The organism is Streptomyces sp. HUAS 31, assembly GCF_028198125.1.
Taxonomy (GTDB): domain Bacteria; phylum Actinomycetota; class Actinomycetes; order Streptomycetales; family Streptomycetaceae; genus Streptomyces; species Streptomyces chartreusis.
The window spans coordinates 9,344,267-9,364,536 of the sequence record NZ_CP116353.1 but is presented as its reverse complement, the minus strand read 5'-3'; the positions used below and the strand labels follow the sequence as shown (position 1 = coordinate 9,364,536).

At 70.7% G+C, this 20,270-nt stretch carries 14 protein-coding genes; 9 read left to right on the top strand and 5 right to left on the bottom strand.

The features are described 5' to 3' along the window. Nucleotides 1–28: 28 nt before the first annotated feature. Both PGH47_RS40745 and PGH47_RS40740 read right to left on the bottom strand, forming a co-directional pair. Nucleotides 29–2,014, bottom strand: coding sequence for an ABC transporter ATP-binding protein (locus tag PGH47_RS40745; RefSeq protein ID WP_271667677.1), 1,986 nt, complete (start codon nucleotides 2,012–2,014; stop codon nucleotides 29–31). A gap of 564 nt (nucleotides 2,015–2,578) precedes the next feature. Beyond that, the gene (locus PGH47_RS40740) at nucleotides 2,579–3,460 is read right to left on the bottom strand and encodes a ParB/RepB/Spo0J family partition protein (RefSeq protein WP_271667676.1); all 882 of its coding nucleotides are present in this window, start codon (nucleotides 3,458–3,460) and stop codon (nucleotides 2,579–2,581) included. Nucleotides 3,461–4,492: 1,032 nt separating this feature from the next. Between PGH47_RS40740 and PGH47_RS40735 the strand changes: the two genes are divergently transcribed. Beyond that, nucleotides 4,493–4,870: a hypothetical protein gene (locus PGH47_RS40735; protein ID WP_271667675.1), complete on the top strand. Its 378-nt coding sequence runs from the start codon at nucleotides 4,493–4,495 to the stop codon at nucleotides 4,868–4,870. A gap of 90 nt (nucleotides 4,871–4,960) precedes the next feature. On the opposite strand, the gene PGH47_RS40730 is transcribed toward PGH47_RS40735, so the two are convergent. Further along, nucleotides 4,961–5,722 (bottom strand): DeoR/GlpR family DNA-binding transcription regulator, encoded by a 762-nt coding sequence (locus PGH47_RS40730; protein WP_271667674.1) that lies wholly within the window; start codon nucleotides 5,720–5,722, stop codon nucleotides 4,961–4,963. Between the two features lie 90 nt (nucleotides 5,723–5,812). Here PGH47_RS40730 and PGH47_RS40725 point away from each other — a divergent pair, with 90 nt between their 5' ends. Then, complete coding sequence (locus tag PGH47_RS40725) at nucleotides 5,813–7,027, top strand: MFS transporter (protein WP_271667673.1); 1,215 nt, start codon at nucleotides 5,813–5,815, stop codon at nucleotides 7,025–7,027. Between the two features lie 119 nt (nucleotides 7,028–7,146). Here PGH47_RS40725 and PGH47_RS40720 read toward each other — a convergent pair whose 3' ends face one another. Further along, nucleotides 7,147–8,328: a cytochrome P450 gene (locus PGH47_RS40720; protein WP_271667672.1), complete on the bottom strand. Its 1,182-nt coding sequence runs from the start codon at nucleotides 8,326–8,328 to the stop codon at nucleotides 7,147–7,149. Nucleotides 8,329–8,582: 254 nt separating this feature from the next. Between PGH47_RS40720 and PGH47_RS40715 the strand changes: the two genes are divergently transcribed. The 6 genes from PGH47_RS40715 to PGH47_RS40690 all read left to right on the top strand — a co-directional run bounded on the left by PGH47_RS40715 (nucleotide 8,583) and on the right by PGH47_RS40690 (nucleotide 17,976). Continuing rightward, nucleotides 8,583–10,184, top strand: coding sequence for an amino acid permease (locus PGH47_RS40715; RefSeq protein ID WP_271667671.1), 1,602 nt, complete (start codon nucleotides 8,583–8,585; stop codon nucleotides 10,182–10,184). A 71-nt stretch (nucleotides 10,185–10,255) separates the two neighbouring features. After that, complete coding sequence (locus PGH47_RS40710) at nucleotides 10,256–11,152, top strand: urea amidolyase associated protein UAAP1 (RefSeq protein ID WP_271667670.1); 897 nt, start codon at nucleotides 10,256–10,258, stop codon at nucleotides 11,150–11,152. Between the two features lies 1 nt (nucleotide 11,153). After that, a complete protein-coding gene (locus PGH47_RS40705) occupies nucleotides 11,154–11,978 on the top strand; it encodes an urea amidolyase associated protein UAAP2 (RefSeq protein WP_333938190.1) in 825 nt (274 codons plus the stop codon). Beyond that, entirely contained in the window at nucleotides 11,975–15,565 is a 3,591-nt protein-coding gene (uca, locus tag PGH47_RS40700; RefSeq protein WP_271667669.1) for an urea carboxylase, read from the top strand. Before PGH47_RS40705 ends, uca begins: the two co-directional genes overlap by 4 nt. 5 nt (nucleotides 15,566–15,570) lie before the next feature. After that, the gene (locus tag PGH47_RS40695; protein WP_271668273.1) at nucleotides 15,571–17,229 is read left to right on the top strand and encodes an allophanate hydrolase; all 1,659 of its coding nucleotides are present in this window, start codon (nucleotides 15,571–15,573) and stop codon (nucleotides 17,227–17,229) included. Nucleotides 17,230–17,292: 63 nt separating this feature from the next. Further along, the gene (locus tag PGH47_RS40690) at nucleotides 17,293–17,976 is read left to right on the top strand and encodes a helix-turn-helix domain-containing protein (protein ID WP_271667668.1); all 684 of its coding nucleotides are present in this window, start codon (nucleotides 17,293–17,295) and stop codon (nucleotides 17,974–17,976) included. 49 nt (nucleotides 17,977–18,025) lie between these two features. Here the strand turns inward: PGH47_RS40690 and PGH47_RS40685 are convergent, their stop codons facing one another. Beyond that, nucleotides 18,026–19,003, bottom strand: a complete 978-nt coding sequence (locus PGH47_RS40685) for an LLM class flavin-dependent oxidoreductase (RefSeq protein WP_271667667.1) — start codon at nucleotides 19,001–19,003, stop codon at nucleotides 18,026–18,028. 264 nt (nucleotides 19,004–19,267) lie between these two features. Here PGH47_RS40685 and PGH47_RS40680 point away from each other — a divergent pair, with 264 nt between their 5' ends. Beyond that, the gene (locus PGH47_RS40680) at nucleotides 19,268–20,146 is read left to right on the top strand and encodes a S1 family peptidase (protein ID WP_271667666.1); all 879 of its coding nucleotides are present in this window, start codon (nucleotides 19,268–19,270) and stop codon (nucleotides 20,144–20,146) included. Nucleotides 20,147–20,270: the final 124 nt, after the last annotated feature.

Genomic DNA, 20,270 nt, shown 5'->3' with positions numbered 1-20,270 from the left:
CGACCGCTTCTCGGGCTGCTGGTGTTGATCAGGGGGAGCCGTCGCCCCGCACCCGTGGGCCCCGCATTCCGGGCCCGCCGCCCATGCCAGGGCCGCCCATTCCGCCGCCACCCATCGCGCCCCCGGGCATCCCGCCGCCCGGCATGCCACCTCCCATGCCACCGCCGGGGCCCATTCCGCCGCCCGTGGCACCGCCTCGCGTGCGGATCCTCGGGCCCGTCGGGTCCTGCTGTGGGCCCTGGTCGCGGTGGCCGTTGCTGCGGGGCGGTGGCAGCGTTTCGGACTTGCTGAACTGGGTGTTGTGGAGGTGGGTGTAGAGGCCGCCGGCGGCGAGGAGTTCGTCGTGGGTTCCCTTCTCGCGGACTCGGCCGTCGTCGATCACGAGGATCTGGTCGGCCTCGCGGACGGTGGAGAGCCGGTGGGCGATCACCACTGAGGTGCGGTTGCTCAGGGCTGTCTTGAGCGCGCGTTGGACGGCGGCCTCCGATTCGGAGTCCAGGTGGGCGGTGGCCTCGTCGAGCACGACGATCGCCGGTGCCTTCAACAGGAGCCGGGCGACGGCCAGTCGCTGCTTCTCGCCGCCGGAGAGCCGGAAGCCGCGGTCGCCGACGACGGTGTCGAGCCCGTCGGGCAGGGAGCGGATCAGGTCCAGGATGCGGGCCTGCTCGCAGGCCTCGATCAGCTCTTCCTCGGTCGCCTCGGGTCGGGCGTAGGCGAGGTTCGCCCGGATGGTGTCGTGGAAGAGGTACGCGTCCTGGGCGACGACTCCGACGGTGGCGCGCAGGGAGTCGAAGGTGAGGTCGCGTACGTCCGTGCCGTCGATGCGAACGGCTCCCGAGGTCACGTCGTACAGCCGGGACACCAGGTGGGTGATGGTGGTCTTGCCGGCGCCGGAGGGGCCGACGAGCGCGGTTAGCGTGCCGGGGGCGACGCTGAAGTCCAGTCCGTGCAGAACCTCCGGCACGGGCTTGCTGCGCTGGTCACCGGCGGCCGAGTGGGTTTCCAGGGAGGCCAGTGAGACCTCCTCGGGGCGGGGGTAGGCGAAGGACACCTGGTCGAAGCGGATCTCGGGGGCCGAGGCGCTGCTGGGTGCGGGGAGCGCGACGGCGTCCGGGTGTTCCTCGATGAGCGGTTTGATGTCGAGCAGTTCGAAGATCCGGTCGAAACTGATCAGCACCGTGAGTGCGTTGGCCTGCATGCTGGAGAGCTGGGTGATGGGGCCGAACAGCCGGCCCAGGAGGGTGGCCAGGGCCACCAGGGTGCCGAGTCCGATGACGCCGTCGAGTACGAGTCCGCCGCCGACGCCGTACACCAGGGCGGTGGTGAGCGCGGTGAGGAGGGCCATGAGGATGAAGGCGAGGCGGCTGAAGATGGTGAGGCGGACGCCAACCTCTCGTACACGCTCCGCTTCGCCTTGGTAGTCGGCCAGTTCCTCGGCCGGGCGGCCGAACAGCTTGGCCAGCATGGCGCCTTGCACATTGAAGCGCTCGTGAATCGTTCCGCTCAGGTTGGCGTGCAGTTCCATCTGCTTCCTGGAATGCGCCTGGAGTCGGCGGCCGATGTAGAGCCAGGGAAAGAAGAACAGCGGCAGCAGCACGAGCGCGATGAGGCTGACGAGCCAGGAGAGATAGAACATCTCGGCGAGGACCAGTACCACGGTGACGGCGCCGGTCGCCGACAGCAGCAGGGTGGTGAGGGCCTGCTGGGCCATGACCACGTCGGTGCTGAGCCGGCTGGAGAGGGCGCCGGTCTGGGTGCGGGTGAAGAACGCGAGTGGCATGCGCTGTACATGGCGGAACGCCTGGACCCGCAGGTCGTGGCTGACTCCCTGGCCGATACGGCCGGACAGGGCGCTCTGCGCGAGTTGGGTGACGGAGCCGGCGAGGGCGAGCGCGGCGACGAGAAGCGCCAGGACGACGACGAGCCGGGCGTCGTCCTTCATGATCCCGCTGTCGACGATCTCCTTCAGCAGGAGGGGAGTCGTGACGATGACGAGTGAATCGACGAGGGTCACGAGAATGAGGGCGACCGCGATTTTCCGATGGGGCCCCACAAAGGCGAGTACCCGCCGCGATGTTCCCGGCCTGATCTTGGAGGGCTCCGAATCATCGCCGCCCTTCATCATCACCCCACCGGGGGTCTGAGTGACCAGCATGTCGACGGGGACCTCCTGGTGTAGGGATTCGGGGATGCAGCGACCGTGAATGTGCGGAGTGACTCTCGAACGCATTCCGGTCTCGCGATCCGGGAGGCGACGATACCTGTCTGAATTCCGGCCAACCACGTGCTCCTGATGAGCATTTGTACGTGCTGGACGACGATCAGAGAATCGTGAACATGACAGAAATCCGAGAAGTGCTGCGCGCGTAGAAGCACCCCGTGTGAATCGCGTGCGCCCGGCCCGCGGAAATAGGCGGGACGGCCGGGCGGCATGCCGTTCCGCCGGGCGGCTTCGCTAATGCCGCCCGGCCGGAAGGCTTCCGTTTCCGCGAGAGGGGTTGATGGCACAGGTGTCCAACCGCTCGAATCATGCAGTTGGACAAGCGGGTGATGTCACACGGCCGCTCGGCCGGTGAAGTCACACGGTCGGGCAGGCCGATGAATCGGCCCGAGAAGGCGGTGAATCATCGCCCTGGGCAACGTTCTTCTCCACTCGGGCCGCGACCTCTTCCCAGATATGCGCGCACTCACGCGCCAGATGCGCGACGGTGCCGCTCCAGTACGGCGGGACCGTGTCGACTATTCCCTCCCACTCGGCCGGCGGAAGCATGTGAACGCTGAGCAGCCTCAGTAATTGACGCCCTGTCTCATTGAGGCGGAGAGCGGGGTCCGCCTTGAGCCGGTTCACCGCCGAGAGCCCTTCGGTGAAGGCGGGCCCGGCGACCGCGTCATGCCGGTCCTCGCCGTGGCTCGGCTGCGGCACGACCTTGAGGATCTCCTCACGCGGGCGCGGCCGGACGCCCCGTGGCCTCGGGGGGAGCAGCGGCTCCTCCCCTCGACTGAGACGATTGCGGACGTCCCGCGCGGTCTCCGGGGAGATGCCGGCGGCCCGGGCGATCTGACGCAGCGAGAGATTCGGGTTCTCGCTGATCAGCTGCCCCGCCCGACGGCGCCCCTCGGCGATGTCGACGGGCCGGACCCGGCCGTCCCGACCGATCCTGGCGAAATCCTCCGCCGGGTCGCCAGCCGGCGCCGACCGGCGGACGTCGGCGACCGTGCCCGGGGCGATGCCCGTCACGGAGGCGATCTTCCGGTCCGACCACTGCGGGTGCGTGGCGATGATCCGCACCGCGGCCCGCTTGCGGTCCGGGAGCGACAGCGGCAGCCCGTGCCGCACGTTCGACTCGACGGCGAGCACGAAGGCGTCCGCCTCGGTGCCGTCGTAAAAGGTCACCGCGATGGTGCTGTGACCGCGCAGTTGGGCGGCACGCAGTCGGTGCAGCCCGTCGATCACCCTCATCGAGTCGCGGTGGACGATTATGGGCGGCAGTGGAATATCCAATTCCGCGAGTGCCGCCACATGGTCCGGGTTCTCTCCCCCGTTTCTCGGTGAACCTTCCGCCGATAACGCTCGAATGTCAACGTCGACGATCCTGTCATCGGTACTCCCCCGTCGCACCCACATCTCCGTTCGCTCGATCAACGCCTTCCCCACGCGTCGCAACCTCGTGCGACGCATGCCGGCACACGCCGATTCCGCCACCACGAGTCGGTCCGTCGCTGCTCGTCACAATTGGCCTGGCGACGTTCGCCGACATCACGCGCTCGTATCGTGGTGATCGGGTCCTCGGTGCCGGCGCTGTACGGCCGCGTCACCACTGCATGGAGGCAGTCAGGTCCCGATTCACTTCGGTTCGTAGACCTGTGGAGTCCGCTCACGCGAGGAGCCGAACTATGACGCGCTCGCTTTTCGAACGAGACTCCAGGCGAACAAGAGTCCTTTTTTTCCCTGGCCCGTTCACTCTAACAGCAGCACACAGTCCAGAAGCCGGACCTGAGCACGCCTTCCAGCACTTGAGACGGCTCATCAATTCCGGCGAACAGGCAGGTGCGGGGCGACGCGCAGCCGGAATGAAGCATTCTCCTATACCTTCCGGCTTTCGCTCACCCATTCAACCACCGCCCGACCGCTCGGTCGGCCAAGTGCGGAACTCGACAGCATAAAGGCGGCGACCGTCGCAGCGGTCTCCGAAGACCCGGAAACGGATTTACTCCCCCTCCCGGGTGGCCGCCGATTCCGAACGCGCAACCCGGCAGCCGATCAAATCCGTTTCGGCCCGGGAACCGGGCAGTCCTGACTTCACCGCCGGCGCCCGATGCTCTCACCGAGGGGGTTGCAGCGAAGTAACAGCCGTTCGGCCTGCGCCGTCGCGGCCGCGTCGCACATGGCGGGTTGCAGCGAGGTAACGGCAGTCGTTCCGGCGCGGTAACCATGGACGCGCTCTACTGAGCACGGATCGCGATGACCCCCCACTCCGACCCGGGAGGCTCCATGGGCAACACAACCAGTCTCTGCGCCACTTGCGGCGTCGAATTCGTCCCGACAGCCCGTCGCCGGGGCCGCCCCGACTCACGCTTCTGCACCGCCGCATGCCGGACCCTGTGGGAGCGGGCCCACAGCGCGCGCACCGCCTCCCGGCCGTCCACCGCAGAGTCGGCGCCTGCCGAGCCGCTTGAGACGGTCGAGACGGCCGAGGGCGAAGCCGGCCTCCCCACGCCGCTGCCGCCACTCGGCACCGAGGCCGCCTGCCCCCACTGCGGCCACCAGCTCACGATCGTCAACTTCGTTCTGCCGAGCCTGGATTCGGCCGGGGACATGGACGCTCCCGACGACGACGGTGACGTGCGGAACCACTACTCCACGGGGTGAGCGGCACGGTTACCGCAGTCCGGCCGTCCTGGCGCCCTCAAGAGCCGTCCGAACACGCCTCTTCGGCGGAAAGCATCATCAGGTCGGTGCTCACACGGTTTTGACGATGGTGCCCGCGCCTTCGAGCGCGGCCACTTCTTCGGCGGGTGCGCCGGCGTCGGTGACGAGGGTGTGCAGGAGCGAGGCGGGGCCGACGTAGGCGTAGGCGGTGCGGCCGAGTTTGCCGCCGTCGGTGCCGACGACGGTGCGGCGGGCGGAGGCGATGCCCGCCTTCTTCACCGCGGCGTCGTCGAGGTCGTAGGCGGTGAGGCCGTCGGCCGCGCTCAGCCCGCAGCAGCCGATGACGGCGGTGTCGAAGCGCAGGGCCGCCAGGGAGGCGAGCGTGAGGGGGCCGGTGAGGGCGCCCTCGGCAGCGCGGGGCTGCCCTCCGGGCACCACCAGCGTGGCCGGGCCGGGTGTCTCGCCGAACACGTGGATGGCCTGTAGGGACAGGGGCATCACGGTGACGGGCCGCTCGCGCAGGAGGCGGGCGACCTCCAGGCAGGTGGTTCCGCTGTCCAGCAGGACGCTCTCGCCGTCCGCGATGAGCGCCGAGATCTCGGTCGCGATCCGGCGCTTGGCGTCGACCGCCTCATGGGCGCGCAGCGCGAAGGGCGGTTCCTCGCCCCGGAGCAGCAGACTGCGGGCACCGCCGCGGACGCGTTCGAGGACGCCCTGGGCGGCCAGGGTGTCAAGGTCGCGCCGGATGGTCATCTCCGAGGCGCCGGTCAGCTCCGCGAGCTCCTGGACCGTGGCGCCGCCGGAGTCCCTGACGGCCTTCGCGATCAGCCCGTGCCGGTCTGCGTTGCTCATACCGCGATTGAACACCACCAAAAAATGAACACGCAAGCTGTTCATTTGCCGGGCTTTCTAACATCACACATGTTCGTTACGGTGGGCGGCATGGAACGTTCGCTTCGTGCCGCCCGTGTGGCGACCTACGTCTACTTCGTCCTGTGCGGCACCCTGATGGGCGCCTGGGTCGTGCACATCCCCGCGATCGAGGACCGCGTGGGCATCAGCCACGCCACGCTCGGCGGCCTGCTGGTACTGCTCGGTCTCGGGGCCTTCGTCGGAATGCAGGTGGCCGGCCCCCTGACCGACCGCCTCGGCGCCCGCATCGTGGTCCCCGCCGGCGGCATCCTGTGCGGCGCGTCCCTGGCCCTGCCCGGCCTCGCTCAGGAACCGTGGACGCTGGGCGGCGCGCTGCTGGTCTTCGGGTTCTGCAACGGCATCCTGGACGTGAGCATGAACGCCCACGCCGTGCATGTGGAGAAGGCGTACGGCCGGCCCGTCATGTCGGGCTTCCACGCCACGTTCTCGGTCGGGGGTGTCCTCGCCGCGCTCGTCGGGGCGGGCGCCGCGGGCGCCGGCCTGAACCCGCCCGCGAGCATGACCGCCATGGGAGCCGTGGGCATCGTGATCGCTCTGGCCTCGGCACGTGCCCTGCTGCCTGCCGCCCCCGCCGTCGAGGGCCTCGCCGACGGCTCCGCGCAGGAGCCCGAGGCGTCACACAGCGGCAAGCGCCGCGGCACCACGGGCCGGGTCTGGCTGCTGGCCGTCCTGGCGCTGATGGTCATGCTGTGCGAGGGCGCCGCCAACGACTGGAGCGCCCTGCACCTGAAGGACGTCCTGGGTGCGCCTGCCGGCACGGCGGCCTTCGCGTACGGCACCTTCGCCGCGGCCATGACCCTCGGCCGGCTGCTCGCGGACCGCTTCGTCGCCCGGTTCGGTTCCATGGCGATCCTGCGCTACGGCGCGGCCACGGCGGCGGTCGGCATCACCATCGCGGCCCTCGGCCCGTGGATATGGGCGGCGTACACCGGCTGGGCACTGTTCGGCCTGGGCCTGTCGGGCTGTGTCCCACAGCTGTTCAGCGCGGCCGGGCACGCCGACCCGGCGGCCGCCGGCGCCAACGTCTCCCGCGTCGCCGGACTCGGCTACGTCGGCATGCTCGCCGGCCCCGCGGTCATCGGCTGGCTGACCCATCTCGTCGCCCTCAATGAGACCTTCCTGCTTCTGACCCTGCTGTGTGTGACCACCGCTGTGGGCGCCCGGGTCCTGCGCACCGGATCCGACCACACGAGCGAGAGCGAAATGGCACGCGTCGGCTACTGACCGCTTGTGCGGCACGGGCCTGACCCCCGTGCCGCACGAGCTCCTTCCACCGGTCCACCAGGGCCGGGGGCCCTGCGCGGTGCGCCCACGTACGCCTTCATCACCGCCTGCTGGACCGGTCAACGGTCGGCAGGCACGTCCCACAGCACGTGCAGCGCGGGCGGCTTGCGGAAGACCAGGCCGTACGGGGCGGTGGGGCTGCCGGGGTCGAGGCGCAGGGCGGGGAGGCGTTCGAGGAGGCGCTGGAGGGCGATGCGGGTCTCCAGGCGGGCCAGGTGCGCGGCGATGCAGTAGTGCGGGCCCTGTGCGAAGGCCAGTTGGAGGCGCGCGTTCTCGCGGCGGACGTCGAACCGGTCGGGGTCGGGGAAGACGGCCGGGTCACGGTTGGCTCCCGCGAGGGAGACGGTGACCAGTTCACCCTGCCTGATGGTGACCGTGCCGAGTTCCGTGTCGCGCGTGGCGTAACGGTCCACGACCGCAGCACCGGGTTCGAGGCGCAGGGATTCCTCGATCGCGCCGTCGAGGAGGTCGGCGTCGCCTCGGACCAGGGCCAGTTGGACAGGGTCTCGCAGCAGATGCAGCAGGGCGTTGGTGATCATCGCCTCGACCGTCTCGATACCACCGAACATCAGGACTGCCGCATTGGAGGCCACTTCGGGCCCTGTCAGCCGTCCGGCGGCGGAGCCGAGGAGTGACGCTGTGCCCCGGGAGGCGATGGTGGCCTCCACGGCTGCCCGTAGCTGCGCGTACGCCGCGCCGCCGTCAGGTCCCGCCGTCCGTCCCGCAGTTATGTCCGAGACCGATCGCACGATGGCGTCGTACCAGCTCAGCACGGTGTCCGCGGTGGTGCCGAGCAGCCCGAGCGCCTCGATCACGACGGCGACCGCGAGTGGCCCGGCGAAGTCACGTCGCAGTTCGGCGGCGCCGGCCGGTTCCAGCGCGGTGATGAGCCGATCGACCTCCCGCTCGATGAACGAGGCGAAACCGTCGTGCACCGCACGGGGGCGGAAGGGCGCGGCGAAGGGCTCACGGTGACGGGCGTGCCGGTCGCCGTCCAGGGACAGCATGCTCGGCCCGACGACCTGTGCGGTGGAGAACCGGGGGTCGTCGACGGTGAAGGTCGCGGCGTCCCGCATCACGTTCATCGCGAGGTCGCGACGGGTCACCAGCCAGCCGTCGAGCTCGGGAAGCCAGGACACGGGTTCATGCGCACGGAGTTGCGCCAGCCGCGCATGCGGATCCCGGGTGAGTTCGTCGAGGGTGGTCGCGGCGCCCAGCGGGAAGGAGCGGGCCTTGCTCATCGCACACCTCGGCCATGCACTGGGAAACCGATCATGGCCAAGGCTAACAATGCCGCCGAGCACCGAAAGCAGCGCACAGAGCGCTTACGGCTGAGAGCCGGGAGCGGCGAACCGCTGACCGTCGATCCGGCAAGTCCCCCCTGAGAGGGCCCGGTTACACGATGTTAACGCCCGTGACTCGGTCGTGAGACCGCTCCACCCCAACATCGCAATACCTGTCGCCCGATAGGTAACCCTCGTTCGGAGGTGCGGTGATGAACCGATCTGAGCTCACCCCTGCGTCACATCCCGTCGGAGGCGTCGCCACGGGCGGCGCTCCCGTCGGATATCACCAGGAACTGCGTCGTGGGATGGGCGGCTTCGCGTCGTTCGCCGCGGGCTTCTCCTTCGTGTCGATCCTCACCACCGTCTTCCAGCTCTTCGGTCTCGGCTTCGGCCTCGGCGGGGCGGCGTTCTTCTGGACCTGGCCGCTGGTCTTCGCGGGCCAGCTGCTGGTCGCGCTCTGCTTCGCCGAACTGGCCGCGCGCTGGCCCATCTCCGGAGCGATCTACCAGTGGTCGAGCCGGCTGGCCGGCACCACGGTCGGCTGGTTCACCGGCTGGATCATGATCATCGGGCAGATCCTCACCGTGGCGGCGGCCGCGATCGCCGCGCAGGCGGTACTGCCGGGCATCTGGTCCGGCTTCCAGTTTGTCGGCGGACCGGGCGCGGACCCATCGGTCGCCTCCCCGACCGGTGCACAGAACGCGGTCCTGCTGGGCTGCGTGCTCCTGGTGATCACCACCGTCGTGAACATCCTCGGCATCCGTCAGATGGCGGCCGCCACCAGCATCGGCGTCACGATCGAGATCGTCGGCGTCATCGTCCTGGTCCTGGTGCTGTTCTTCCTGCCCGAGCGGGGCCCGCAGGTGGTGGCCCACAACACCGGCTGGTCCGGGGAGGGCAGTTACCTCGGCGCCTTCCTCGCCTCCTCCCTGATGGCGGCATACGTCATGGTCGGCTTCGACTCGGCCGGCGAGCTGGCGGAGGAGACGCACAGCCCACGCCGCACCACGCCCCGGACCATCCTGCGGGCGCTGATCATCTCGGGCATCGGCGGTGCGCTGCTGATCCTCTCCGGGTTGTTGGCCGCGCGGAGCCTGACCGACGGCAACCTGGCCGCCGGCGGCCTTTCCTGGGTGCTCACCGACCGGCTGGGAGACGTGCTCGGGCGGCTGCTGCTGTGCTGCGTCGCCGTCGCGGTGTTCGCCTGCACCCTCGCCGTGCAGACCTCCGGCGCACGCATGATCTACTCCATGGCCCGCGAGGGCGCCCTGCCGTTCCACCGATACCTCGGGAAGGTCTCGCCCCGCACCGGCACACCGATCATCACCTCGATCGTGGTGGGCGTGGGAGCCGCCGTCGCGCTCCTCGTGAACATCCGGCAATCCGCGATCTTCACGGCTCTCTCCAGCCTCTGCATCGCCATGCTCTACCTGGCGTACCTGGGCGTGACCCTGCCGCTGCTGGTCGCCCGGATCCGGCACCGGGGCACCGAGCGACTCCCGGACGGCGTCGACGAGACGGGCCGGCCGCTGTTCTCACTGGGCCGCTGGGGAACTCTCGTCAACACCCTCGCCGTGCTCTTCCAGATCGGCATGGCCGTCAACCTGCTGTGGCCGCGGTCGGAGATCTACGACCTCACCGAGGGCACCTGGTGGTTGCAGTGGAGCGCGCTGCTCTTCATCGGGCTCAGCCTCGCCATCGGCGCCGGCTACTTCATCGCCCGCCGGCTGCACCTCCGGATCGAGCTGAGGCACGTCCCGCACACGCACCTCGAGTCGCCCACTTCCGAGGCCGTCCCCGAGCCCGCCTGACGGCGTACCGGCACCCGGTCAGGCACCACCCGCCGCACACAAGACAGCCACGAAGGGACGACGGCACCCCCATGACGACGACCGACGGGCCGACGGCCGACACCTCACCCGACCCGGCCCCCGCCACCGTCCGCGACCTCCACCTGACCGACAGCGTCCACAGCGCCCGCGCCGACGCCCGCGCCCAAGGCGGCCGAGCGGGCGACTGGATGCCGTATCTCCCGGCGTCCACCTCCCCGCACTGCCCACCCGGAGTCGACCGAACCTCCCTGGTGTGGGCGGAGACGGTGGCTCCCGGCGGCTACACCCACAAGGTCCTCGCCCGCGGCAGCAGGCTGCGCTTCGACGACCCGACCGGTGACGCCTGCGCCCATCTGCTCCTGTTCAACGCCCTGGAACCGGTCGAGCGGCTCAACGTGGCCGACACCCTGAAGATCCCCTGGCAGGCATATCCGGGCGTGAACCACCCGCTGTTGTCCGGCGACGGCCGGGTCATGGCCGTCGTCACCGGCGACTCCTCAGGCCGGCACGACGCCTTCTGCGGCACCACCACCGACACCTGGAACCAGCACAAGTACGGGGACTCGCGCCCGGAGGGACCGTCCCCGTCCGGCCGCGGACTCTTCGTCAAAGCCGCCGCCAAGCACGGTCTGAGCCGACGCGACCTGCCGCCCAGCGTGTCCTTCTTCCAGGGCGTACACGTCGAGACCGGCGGCGCCCTCACCTGGCAGGGCAGCGCCGGACCGGGCACGCACGTCGAACTCGTCGCGGAAATGCCCCTGTTGGTGCTGGTGGCCAACGTCGCGCATCCGCTGGACCCACGCTCCGAGTACGCCGTCGGGCCTTTGCGCGTGCACGCCTGGCGCGGTCTTGCCACCGGTCCGGACGAGGAGCGGTTCACCGTGACGCCCGAGCTGCACCGGGCGTACCTCAACACCGTCGACTACTGCGAAGCCCGGGGGTTGTGACATGGCGACCAGCCAGACCGAGGGCTTCGCGCCCGCCGAACCTGTCGAGACCGTCGTGAACACCTACCCGACCACCTCGGGCGGCACGATCGCCTCCACCGTCCCGGTCGGTGCCGTGTACGCCGAGGGCTCCGCCCTGGACCGGGGAGCGAGCCTGATCGAAGGCACGGTCGTCCTGGACGAGGATGTGGCGCCCAACGCGCCCTGGTCGGCGGTGGTGAAACAGGGGCACGTCCTGACCATCGTCGACGTCGGCGGCAACCAGTCCGCCGACTGTCTCCTCTACAACGCGGCCGACCCCGAGGAGCGCTACAGCGTCCCCGACACACTGGCCTGGCAGGGCAACGCCTACGTGCGCACCGGCACCGTCCTGCGGAGCAACGAGGGACGCCCCCTCATGACCGTCGTCGCCAACGAGATCGACCGTCAGGACACCATCGGCGGCGCCTGCGGCAAGGAGTCCAACACCCTGCGCTACGGCCACCATGTGATGTTCCATCACAGCTGCCGGGAGAACTTCCTCGCCGAGGCCTCCCGGCACGGCCTGGGGGCGCGGGACCTCGTCTCCAACCTCAACTGGTTCATGAACGTGCCCGTCGAGGCGGACGGCGCGCTGGGGATCGTCGACGGCATGTCGGCACCCGGCCGACGGGTCGCGGTGCGCGCCGAGACGGACGTCCTGGTGCTGGTGTCCAACTGCCCGCAGATGAACAACCCGTGCAACGACTTCAACCCGACCCCGCTGCGGATGATCGTGGTGGCCCCGAGCAGCCCCGCGCCCTCGCCGGACGCCAACTCGCAGAACACCTCGGAGGCTGCCGCGTGACCCGCCCCGTCACCGTTCTCGTCGCCAACCGCGGTGAGATAGCCCGCCGCGTCATCCGCACGGCCAAGCGGATGGGACTGGCCACCGTCGCCGTCTTCTCCGACGCCGACCGGGCCGCCCCGCACGTCCGCGAGGCCGACCACGCCGTCCGGCTCGGTCCGGCGCCCGCCCGCGAGTCGTACCTGCGCGGCGACGCGATCGTCGAGGCCGCGCTCGACCAGGGCGCCGACATCATCCACCCGGGCTACGGCTTCCTCTCCGAGAACGCCGCCTTCGCCCGCGCCGCCGAGGAGGCCGGCCTGCGCTTCGCGGGCCCCACCGCCGACCAGATCACCGCCTTCGGCGAGAAGCACACCGCCCGCGCCCTGGCCAAGGCGGCCGGGGTGCCGCTGCTGGCCGGGACCGAACTGCTGGCGAGCGCCGAGGAGGCCGTCACCGCGGCCGAGTCGATCGGGCTGCCCGTGATGGTCAAGGCCACCGGCGGTGGCGGCGGCATCGGCATGCAGGCCTGCGCCACCGCCGACGAGGTGCGCGAGGCGTTCGCCCGCGTGGCCGCGCTCGCCGAGTCCAACTTCGGATCGGCCGGGGTGTTCCTGGAACGTCTGGTCCGCCCGGCCCGGCACGTCGAGGTACAGGTCTTCGGCGACGGCACCGGCCGGATCGCCGTCATCGGCGACCGCGACTGCTCGCTCCAGCGCCGCAACCAGAAGGTGATCGAGGAGGCCCCGGCCCCTGCCCTGCCCGACCGGATCCGCGCCCTGCTCCACGACTCCTCGCGCCGACTGCTCACATCGGTCGCCTACCGCGGCGCGGGAACCGTGGAGTTCGTCTACGACCCGGTCCGCGAGGAGGCCGCCTTCCTCGAGGTCAACACGCGGCTCCAGGTCGAACACCCGGTGACCGAGGAGGCGTACGGCGTCGACCTGGTCGAGCTCATGCTCGAACTGGCCCGTGACGGCCGGGTCGACGACTCGGTGTTCGAGCGGGAGTGGACGCCCACCGGGCATGCCGTCCAGGCCCGCGTCTACGCCGAGGACCCCGGCAAGGACTCGCTGCCCTCCTCGGGCCTGATCACCCGGGCACTCTTCCCCGGCCAGGGCGCCGACTCGATGCCCGGTGTCCGGGTCGACGGGTTCGCCGAGACCGGCCTGGAGATCTCGCCGTACTACGACCCCATGCTCGCCAAGGTGATCGCACACGGCGCCACCCGTGACACCGCGTTCGACGTCCTCGGCGAGGCGCTGGGCGCGAGCCGGATCGACGGCATCGTCACCAACCTCGGTCTGCTGCGCTCGCTGACCGTGCACGGTGAGGTGCGCGAGGCCGTGCACAGCACCAGCACGCTCGCCACCACCGCCGACCCCGAGCCCCGCATCGACGTCCTGGTGCCGGGAGCGATGACCACCGTCCAGGACCTCCCCGGCCGACTCGGCCACTGGCACGTGGGCGTGCCCCCGAGCGGGCCCTTCGACCCCGTCTCCTTCGCCGAGGCCAACCTGGCCGTCGGCAATGCGGCCGAGGCACCCGCACTCGAGGTCACCGCGGGCGGCCTGACCCTGCGCTTCTCCACTGCGACCGTCGTCGCCGTCACCGGCGCCCCCGTCCCCGTCACCGTGGACGGCACCACGGCGCCCCTGTGGGAACCGGTGCCTGTTCCGGCCGGCGCCACCTTGGTCCTCGGCACCGCCCAAGGCCCCGGTATGCGCACCTACGTGGCCGTCCGAGGCGGCATCGACGTGCCCGAATACCTGGGCAGCGCCTCGACGTTCACCCTCGGCGGCTTCGGCGGCCACGGTGGCCGGGCGCTGCTCTCCGGGGACGTGCTGCGTCCCGCCGCATACACGGCCCCGGCCGGCGGCCCGACCCCGCCCGAGCGCCGTCCCGCGATCACCTCGGACTGGCGGATCGGTGTCACCGAAGGGCCGCACGCCGCACCGGAGTTCTTCACCCGCGAGGACATCGACACCCTCTACGCGACCGGCTACAAGGTGCACCACAACTCGGCCCGCACCGGCATCCGCCTGATCGGACCGAAACCGCGCTGGGCCCGCCAGGACGGCGGCGAGGCCGGACTGCACCCGTCCAACATCCACGACACGCCGTACGCCGTGGGCGCCCTGGACTTCACCGGCGACACACCGATCGTCCTGGGCCCCGACGGGCCGTCCCTCGGCGGGTTCGTGTGCCCCGCGGTGGTCGCCAGCGGTGAACTGTGGAAGCTCGGCCAGCTCCGCCCCGGCGACACCGTCCGGTTCGTGCCCGTCAAGGAGGCCGAGGCGGCCGCCCTCGACGCCCGCCGCGCCGCACCGGCGCTGATCAGCACGGGCGGAGACGGCGACGACGGCATACTGGGCCGTCTGGAAGCCACCGATACCCGCCCCTCGGTCACCTACCGCCGGGACGGCGACGACAACGTCCTCGTCGAGTACGGCCCCATGGCGCTCGACCTCGGACTGCGGATGCGTGTGCACGCCCTCCAGGAGACGCTGGCCGCGCACGCGCCCGACGGCATCGTCGACGTCACCCCGGGCATCCGGTCGCTCCAGGTCCACACCGACGCCCGTCGCCTCAAGGCCCGTGATCTCACGGCCCTGCTGCGCGAACTGGAGGACGAGGTCCCGCCCACCAACGAGCTGGTGGTCCCCTCCCGCACGGTCCGGCTGCCGCTCAGCTGGGACGACCCGGCCACCCGCCTCGCCATCGAGCGGTACATGGCCGGGGTGCGCGACGACGCCCCTTGGTGCCCGTGGAACATCGAGTTCATCCGCCGCGTCAACGGCCTGGAGAGCGCCGACGACGTCTACCGTACGGTCTTCGACGCCTCGTACCTGGTGCTCGGCCTCGGGGACGTCTACCTCGGCGCCCCCGTGGCGACCCCGCTGGACCCGCGGCACCGCCTGGTGACCACCAAGTACAACCCGGCCCGCACCTGGACCGCGGAGAACTCCGTCGGCATCGGCGGTGCCTACCTGTGCGTCTACGGCATGGAGGGCCCCGGCGGCTACCAGTTCGTCGGGCGCACCGTGCAGATCTGGAATCGGTTCCGCAGGGGCGGCCTGTTCCAGGGCTCCCCATGGGCCCTGCGCTTCTTCGACCGCATCGAGTGGTACCCCGTCACGGCGGAGGAGCTCCTGGAGCTGCGCGCCGAGACCGACGCCGGCCGGGGGCCCTGCGACACACAGGAGGGCACCTTCTCGATCGCCGAGTACAACACGTTCCTGGCCGCGAACGCCGACTCGATCGCCGCGTTCCGGCAGCAGCAGAGCGCCGCGTTCGAGGCCGAGAAGGAACGCTGGCGGGCCGCCGGCGAGTTCGACCGGAACGACGATCCCGAACCTCCGGCCGCCGACGCCGTCGTCGTACCGGACGGCGCGCTCGCGGTCACCGCGCCGTTCACCGCCACCGTCTGGCAGACCGTCGCGGAGCCGGGCACCGCCGTCGCCGAGGGCGACCCGATCCTCTCGCTGGAGGCGATGAAAATGGAGTCCAAAGTGAGCGCCCCCGCCGCCGGGACACTCCTGAAGATCTACGTCAAACCCGGTGAGCAGGTCGCCCCGGGCCAGATCCTCGCGGCGGTGCGGGCATGAGCGCCATGACACCGGCCGAACGTGTCGAGGCCGCCTACGACAGCGTCGAGTCCGCCGACCGGCCCGAGATCTGGATCCACCTCAGGCCCCGACACGAGGTGCTCGCCGAGGCCGCCGGGATCGATCCGGGGCTTCCGCTCGCAGGACTGGTCGCGGCGGTCAAGGACAACATCGACGTGGCCGGACTGCCCACGACCGCGGGCGCGCCGTCGTACTCCTACCGGCCGGACGCCGACGCGCCCGCGGTGGCACGGCTGCGCGCGGCCGGCGCGGTGGTGCTCGGGAAGACCAACCTGGACCAGTTCGCCACCGGCCTGGTCGGCACCCGCAGTCCCCACGGTGCGGTGCGCAACGCATGGGATCCGGCCCGCATTTCCGGCGGGTCGTCGTCCGGCTCCGCGGTCGCGGTCGCACTGGGCATCGCCGACATCGCGCTGGGCACCGACACGGCCGGCTCCGGGCGCGTGCCCGCCGCCCTCAACGGCATCGTCGGGGTCAAGCCGACCAAGGGCATGGTGCCCGTCACCGGGGTGGTCCCCGCCTGCTACACCCTCGACTGCGTGACCGTCTTCGCCCGCGACCTGCGGCTCGCCCGCACCGCCGCGGAGACCATCGAGGGCCCCGACCCGGCCGACCCGCTCTCCCGCACCGGCACCCAGTTGCCCCCGCCACCCGCCCGCCCCAGGGTCGCCGTCCCGGCCGAGGAGCACCTGCGGGGCATGGCCGACGGCTGGCGCGAAGCCTTCGGCACCGCGGTCGCGCGCCTGGCGAGCACCGGAGTGGAGATCGTGGAGGCCGATGTGACTCCACTCCTGGAAGCCGCCCAACTGCTGTACGGCGGCGCGTTCGTGGCCGAGCGGTACGCCGCCGTGGGCGGACACCTCGACAAGCACCGCGATCTGATCGGTACGGATCTCGACCCCACCGTGGCCTCCATCGTGCTGGCCGGCCGGGAGAAGACCGCCGCCGACTGGGCCGCGGACACCGCCCGGCTCGCCGCGCTCGGTGCCGCCGCACGTGCGGCCCTCGACGGCTGCGCGGCGCTCCTAAGCCCGACGACCACCTGGCACCCGACCCTCGACGAGGTGGCGGCCGACCCGGTCGGCGCCAACGCCCGGATGGGCCGCTTCACCAACTTCGCCAACCTGCTGGACCACGCCTCGCTCGCCGTCCCCGCCGGATTCGTGGACGGCCTGCCATTCGGCGTGATGTTCACGGGCCCGGCCTTCTCCGACCGCGCCCTGGCGGCCCTCGCCGAGCGGTTCGCCGATCCGGGGCTGGACCTGTTCGTGGTCGGCGCCCACCTCACCGGACAGCCCCTCAACGCCCAGCTGGTGCAGGCAGGCGGCACGCTCGTGGGCCCGGCCCGCACCGCCGGCGACTACCGACTCCACGCCCTCGCCACCCAGCCACCGAAGCCGGGCCTCGTCCGAACCACCGAGGGCCACCGTGACGCGTCAGGCATCGAGGGCGAGATCTGGCGGCTGCCGGCGGCAGGCTTCGGGGCGCTGACCGCCGCCGTCCCGGCGCCGATGGCCATCGGCACCGTCGAACTGGCCGACGGACAGCACATCAGCGGCTTCCTGGTCGAGCCGTACGCCGTGGAGAACGCACCCGACATCACCCGCTTCGGAGGCTGGAGGGCCTACCTGGCGTCGAGGTGAGCTGAGGCGGCACCGGTGCTCACCCCCGGCAGCGGCCGTTGACCGAGGTGGCAGGATGGGATCATGACCAGGACGCGGCCCCGCCAAGGAAGACCCCGGCACACACCGCCGTCCGATCCCAACGCCTCCGGTCGGGAACAGATCCTCGACGCCGCCGGTGCGCTCTTCGTCGAACACGGGATCTCCGCCACCAGCACCCGCATGATCGCCGAGCGGGTCGGCATCAGGCAGGCCTCGCTGTACTACCACTTCGCCACGAAGGACGAGATCCTCGCCGAACTGCTGGCCACCTCGGTTCGGCCGAGCCTTGAGATGGTGGAGCGCATCCAGGCTTTGGTGCCGGAGCGGGCGAGCGCGGCCGCGGCGCTCTACGCGGTGGCCGCGACGGACGTACGCACTCTGTCCCGCACCCCGTACAACATCGGCACGCTCTATCTCCTGCCGGAGGTGCTGACCGAGCGGTTCGACGCGTTCCGCGCCGACCGGGGCCAACTCCAGCAGAGCTATGGCGCTCTCGGCGCTTCGGCGGCGGCCGAGGGCGTCACCGGGACCATTGCGCGCGAGCGGATCGGGGAGCTGTTGATCCAGCTGGTGGAGGTGGTCATCCAGATTCGCCGTACCCGTGATCCCGATACGGCGGACACGGATGCCATCGCGTCGTCGTGTCTACGGCTGTGCGGGCTGGGCGAGGCGGAGATCGCCACGGCAAGGGACGAGGCACACGTCCTTCTGACCGGCCTGGCGTGACGAACGCGCTGCCGCTCGACGCGCATGCCGGACCCGGCCCGTCCCTACGTCACGCTCGACCAGCAGCCGTGGCGACGAGCTCGTAGGACCGCAGTCGGTCCTTCAACGCGTAGACGGGCGTGACGAGCATCAACTCCTCGGCTCCCGTTGCGTCGACGATCTCGGTGAGGCGCTGGACAACGGCGTTGGGGGTGCCGTGGGCCTGCTGGGCGAGGAAGCCGGCCAGGGCCTGTCGTTCCTGCTCGGTGAAGGGGTGTTCCGCGGCGTCGGCCGGGGTGGGAAAGGGAGTGTCGCCGCGGCCTTGGAGAAGGCCGACCTTGACGACGTTCATCGGTCCGGCGAGCCACTCCACGTCCTGCCGCGTCGGGGCGCACACCGTCTCCACGCACACGAGCACACGTGGTCCCGCGCACCAGCGCGAGGGTTGGAAGCGGGCCCGGTACTCGTCGATCGCGGCAGCGGTGTTGTCGGGTCGGATGTGGTGGGCGATCGCGACCGCCAGGCCAAGGTCCGCGGCGAGCGCGGCACCGGCGGTGCTGGAGGCGAGCAACCAGGGTTCGGGCAGGTCGTCGAGCGCGACCTCGTCCATGAGAAACCGCAAGGTGGCCGCCACGTCGCCCCGGTACTCGTCGTCGGTCGTCGGCCCCGCTCCGCGCCGCAGCGCCCGCGCGGTCGGCTCGTCCAGTGTGCCGGGGCCTCGTCCGATGCCGAGGTCGATCCGCTCCGGGTGCAGCCCGGCGAGCGTGCCGAACTGCTCGGCCAGCATGATCGGGCTGTGGTTGGGGGCGAGAACGCCCCCGGAGCCCAACCGGATCGTCGACGTCGACGCGGCGGCGTGGGCGATCAGCACGACCGGTGGGAAGGCGCCGATGGCCGGCGAGTGGTGATGCTCGGCGTACCAGAGTCGCCGGTAGCCCAAGGTCTCGACCTGCCGGGCGAACGGGGTCGTGTCACGCAGGGTGTCGGCAGCCCTGCTGCCGGCCTGAACCATCGCGACTTCCAGCACGGAGAGCGGTACAGCCATCATGTGATCATCATGTCTCAACTCCCGGAGGATGGTTGGGATTTCCGACCCGCGTCGGGCGAGGGACACGCCCTATCCCCGCCGGACCGGCGCGGGCACAATGAGCGCTGCCCCGCCTCCGCACGACGTCGCGGACGGAGCCACGACGGGGGCTCGGGCTCGCCGTCGAATCCAGCACGACACCAGCACCACGGCATGCAAGCCCGGCACGCCCGGTGACCATGGGGCGTGCCCGAAACCGACCGACCGTACTCGGGGAGATTCGGGATGACAGCACGCCGTACGACCAAGGGACGCTCACAACTCATCGCGTACGTCCTGAGTCTGCTCGGGGTAGCCGCCCTCACGGTGTCCGGCACCAGCGCGACGGCGGTACCCGCCGCCGTGCCCACGCCCGGCGCCGCCTCAGCCGTCGCCGCACTGGGGATAGACGGGACGGCGTGGACCGTGGACGAACGCGGCGAGAGGCTGCGGGTCCTCGCCGACTCGACGGTCTCGGACACCGAGCTGGCCCAACTTCGGCGCACCGCAGCCCGGTTCGCCGGTGGCCTCACCCTCGAACGGCTCGACGGCCGGCTGCGCACACTCCTTTCGGGCGGCGACGGCATCTACGCCGGCGGCCGACGCTGCACGGCGGGCGTCAATGTGCAGAGCGGGTCCACGTACTACTTCGTCACCGCCGGACACTGCACGGAGGGACTGCCCACCTGGTACACCGGCGCCGCCCTGGACACGGCCGTCGGCCCCACCACCGGGAGCAGCTTCCCGGGCAACGACTTCGGGGTCGTCCGTTACGCCAATCCGGCCGTGCCGCACCCCGGCACCGTCGGGACGGTCGACGTGACCGGGACCGCGTCCGCCTACGTCGGCCAGCGGGTCTGCACCCGGGGCGCCACGACCGGGGTCCGCTGCGGGGTGGTCACCGCGTTGAACGCGACCGTGAACTACGGCGGCGGCGACATCGTCACCGGGCTGATCCAGACCAACATCTGCGCCGAACCCGGCGACAGCGGAGGCCCGCTCTACGCCGGCGACAAGGTCATCGGCATCCTCTCCGGCGGCTCAGGCAACTGCACCACGGGAGGTACCAGCTACTACCAGCCGATCCAGGAAGCACTGAGCGCATACGGCCTGTCGGTCTACTGACGAGGGCTCATTCACCGTTGCACTCGGCAAGGCATCTCGAATCAACGAGTCAGACCTGGCACCGTAAACCCTTGTGAAGGTGAACAAAAGCGGACAAACAGAAAGCTCAGTGCGCTGGAGGCTC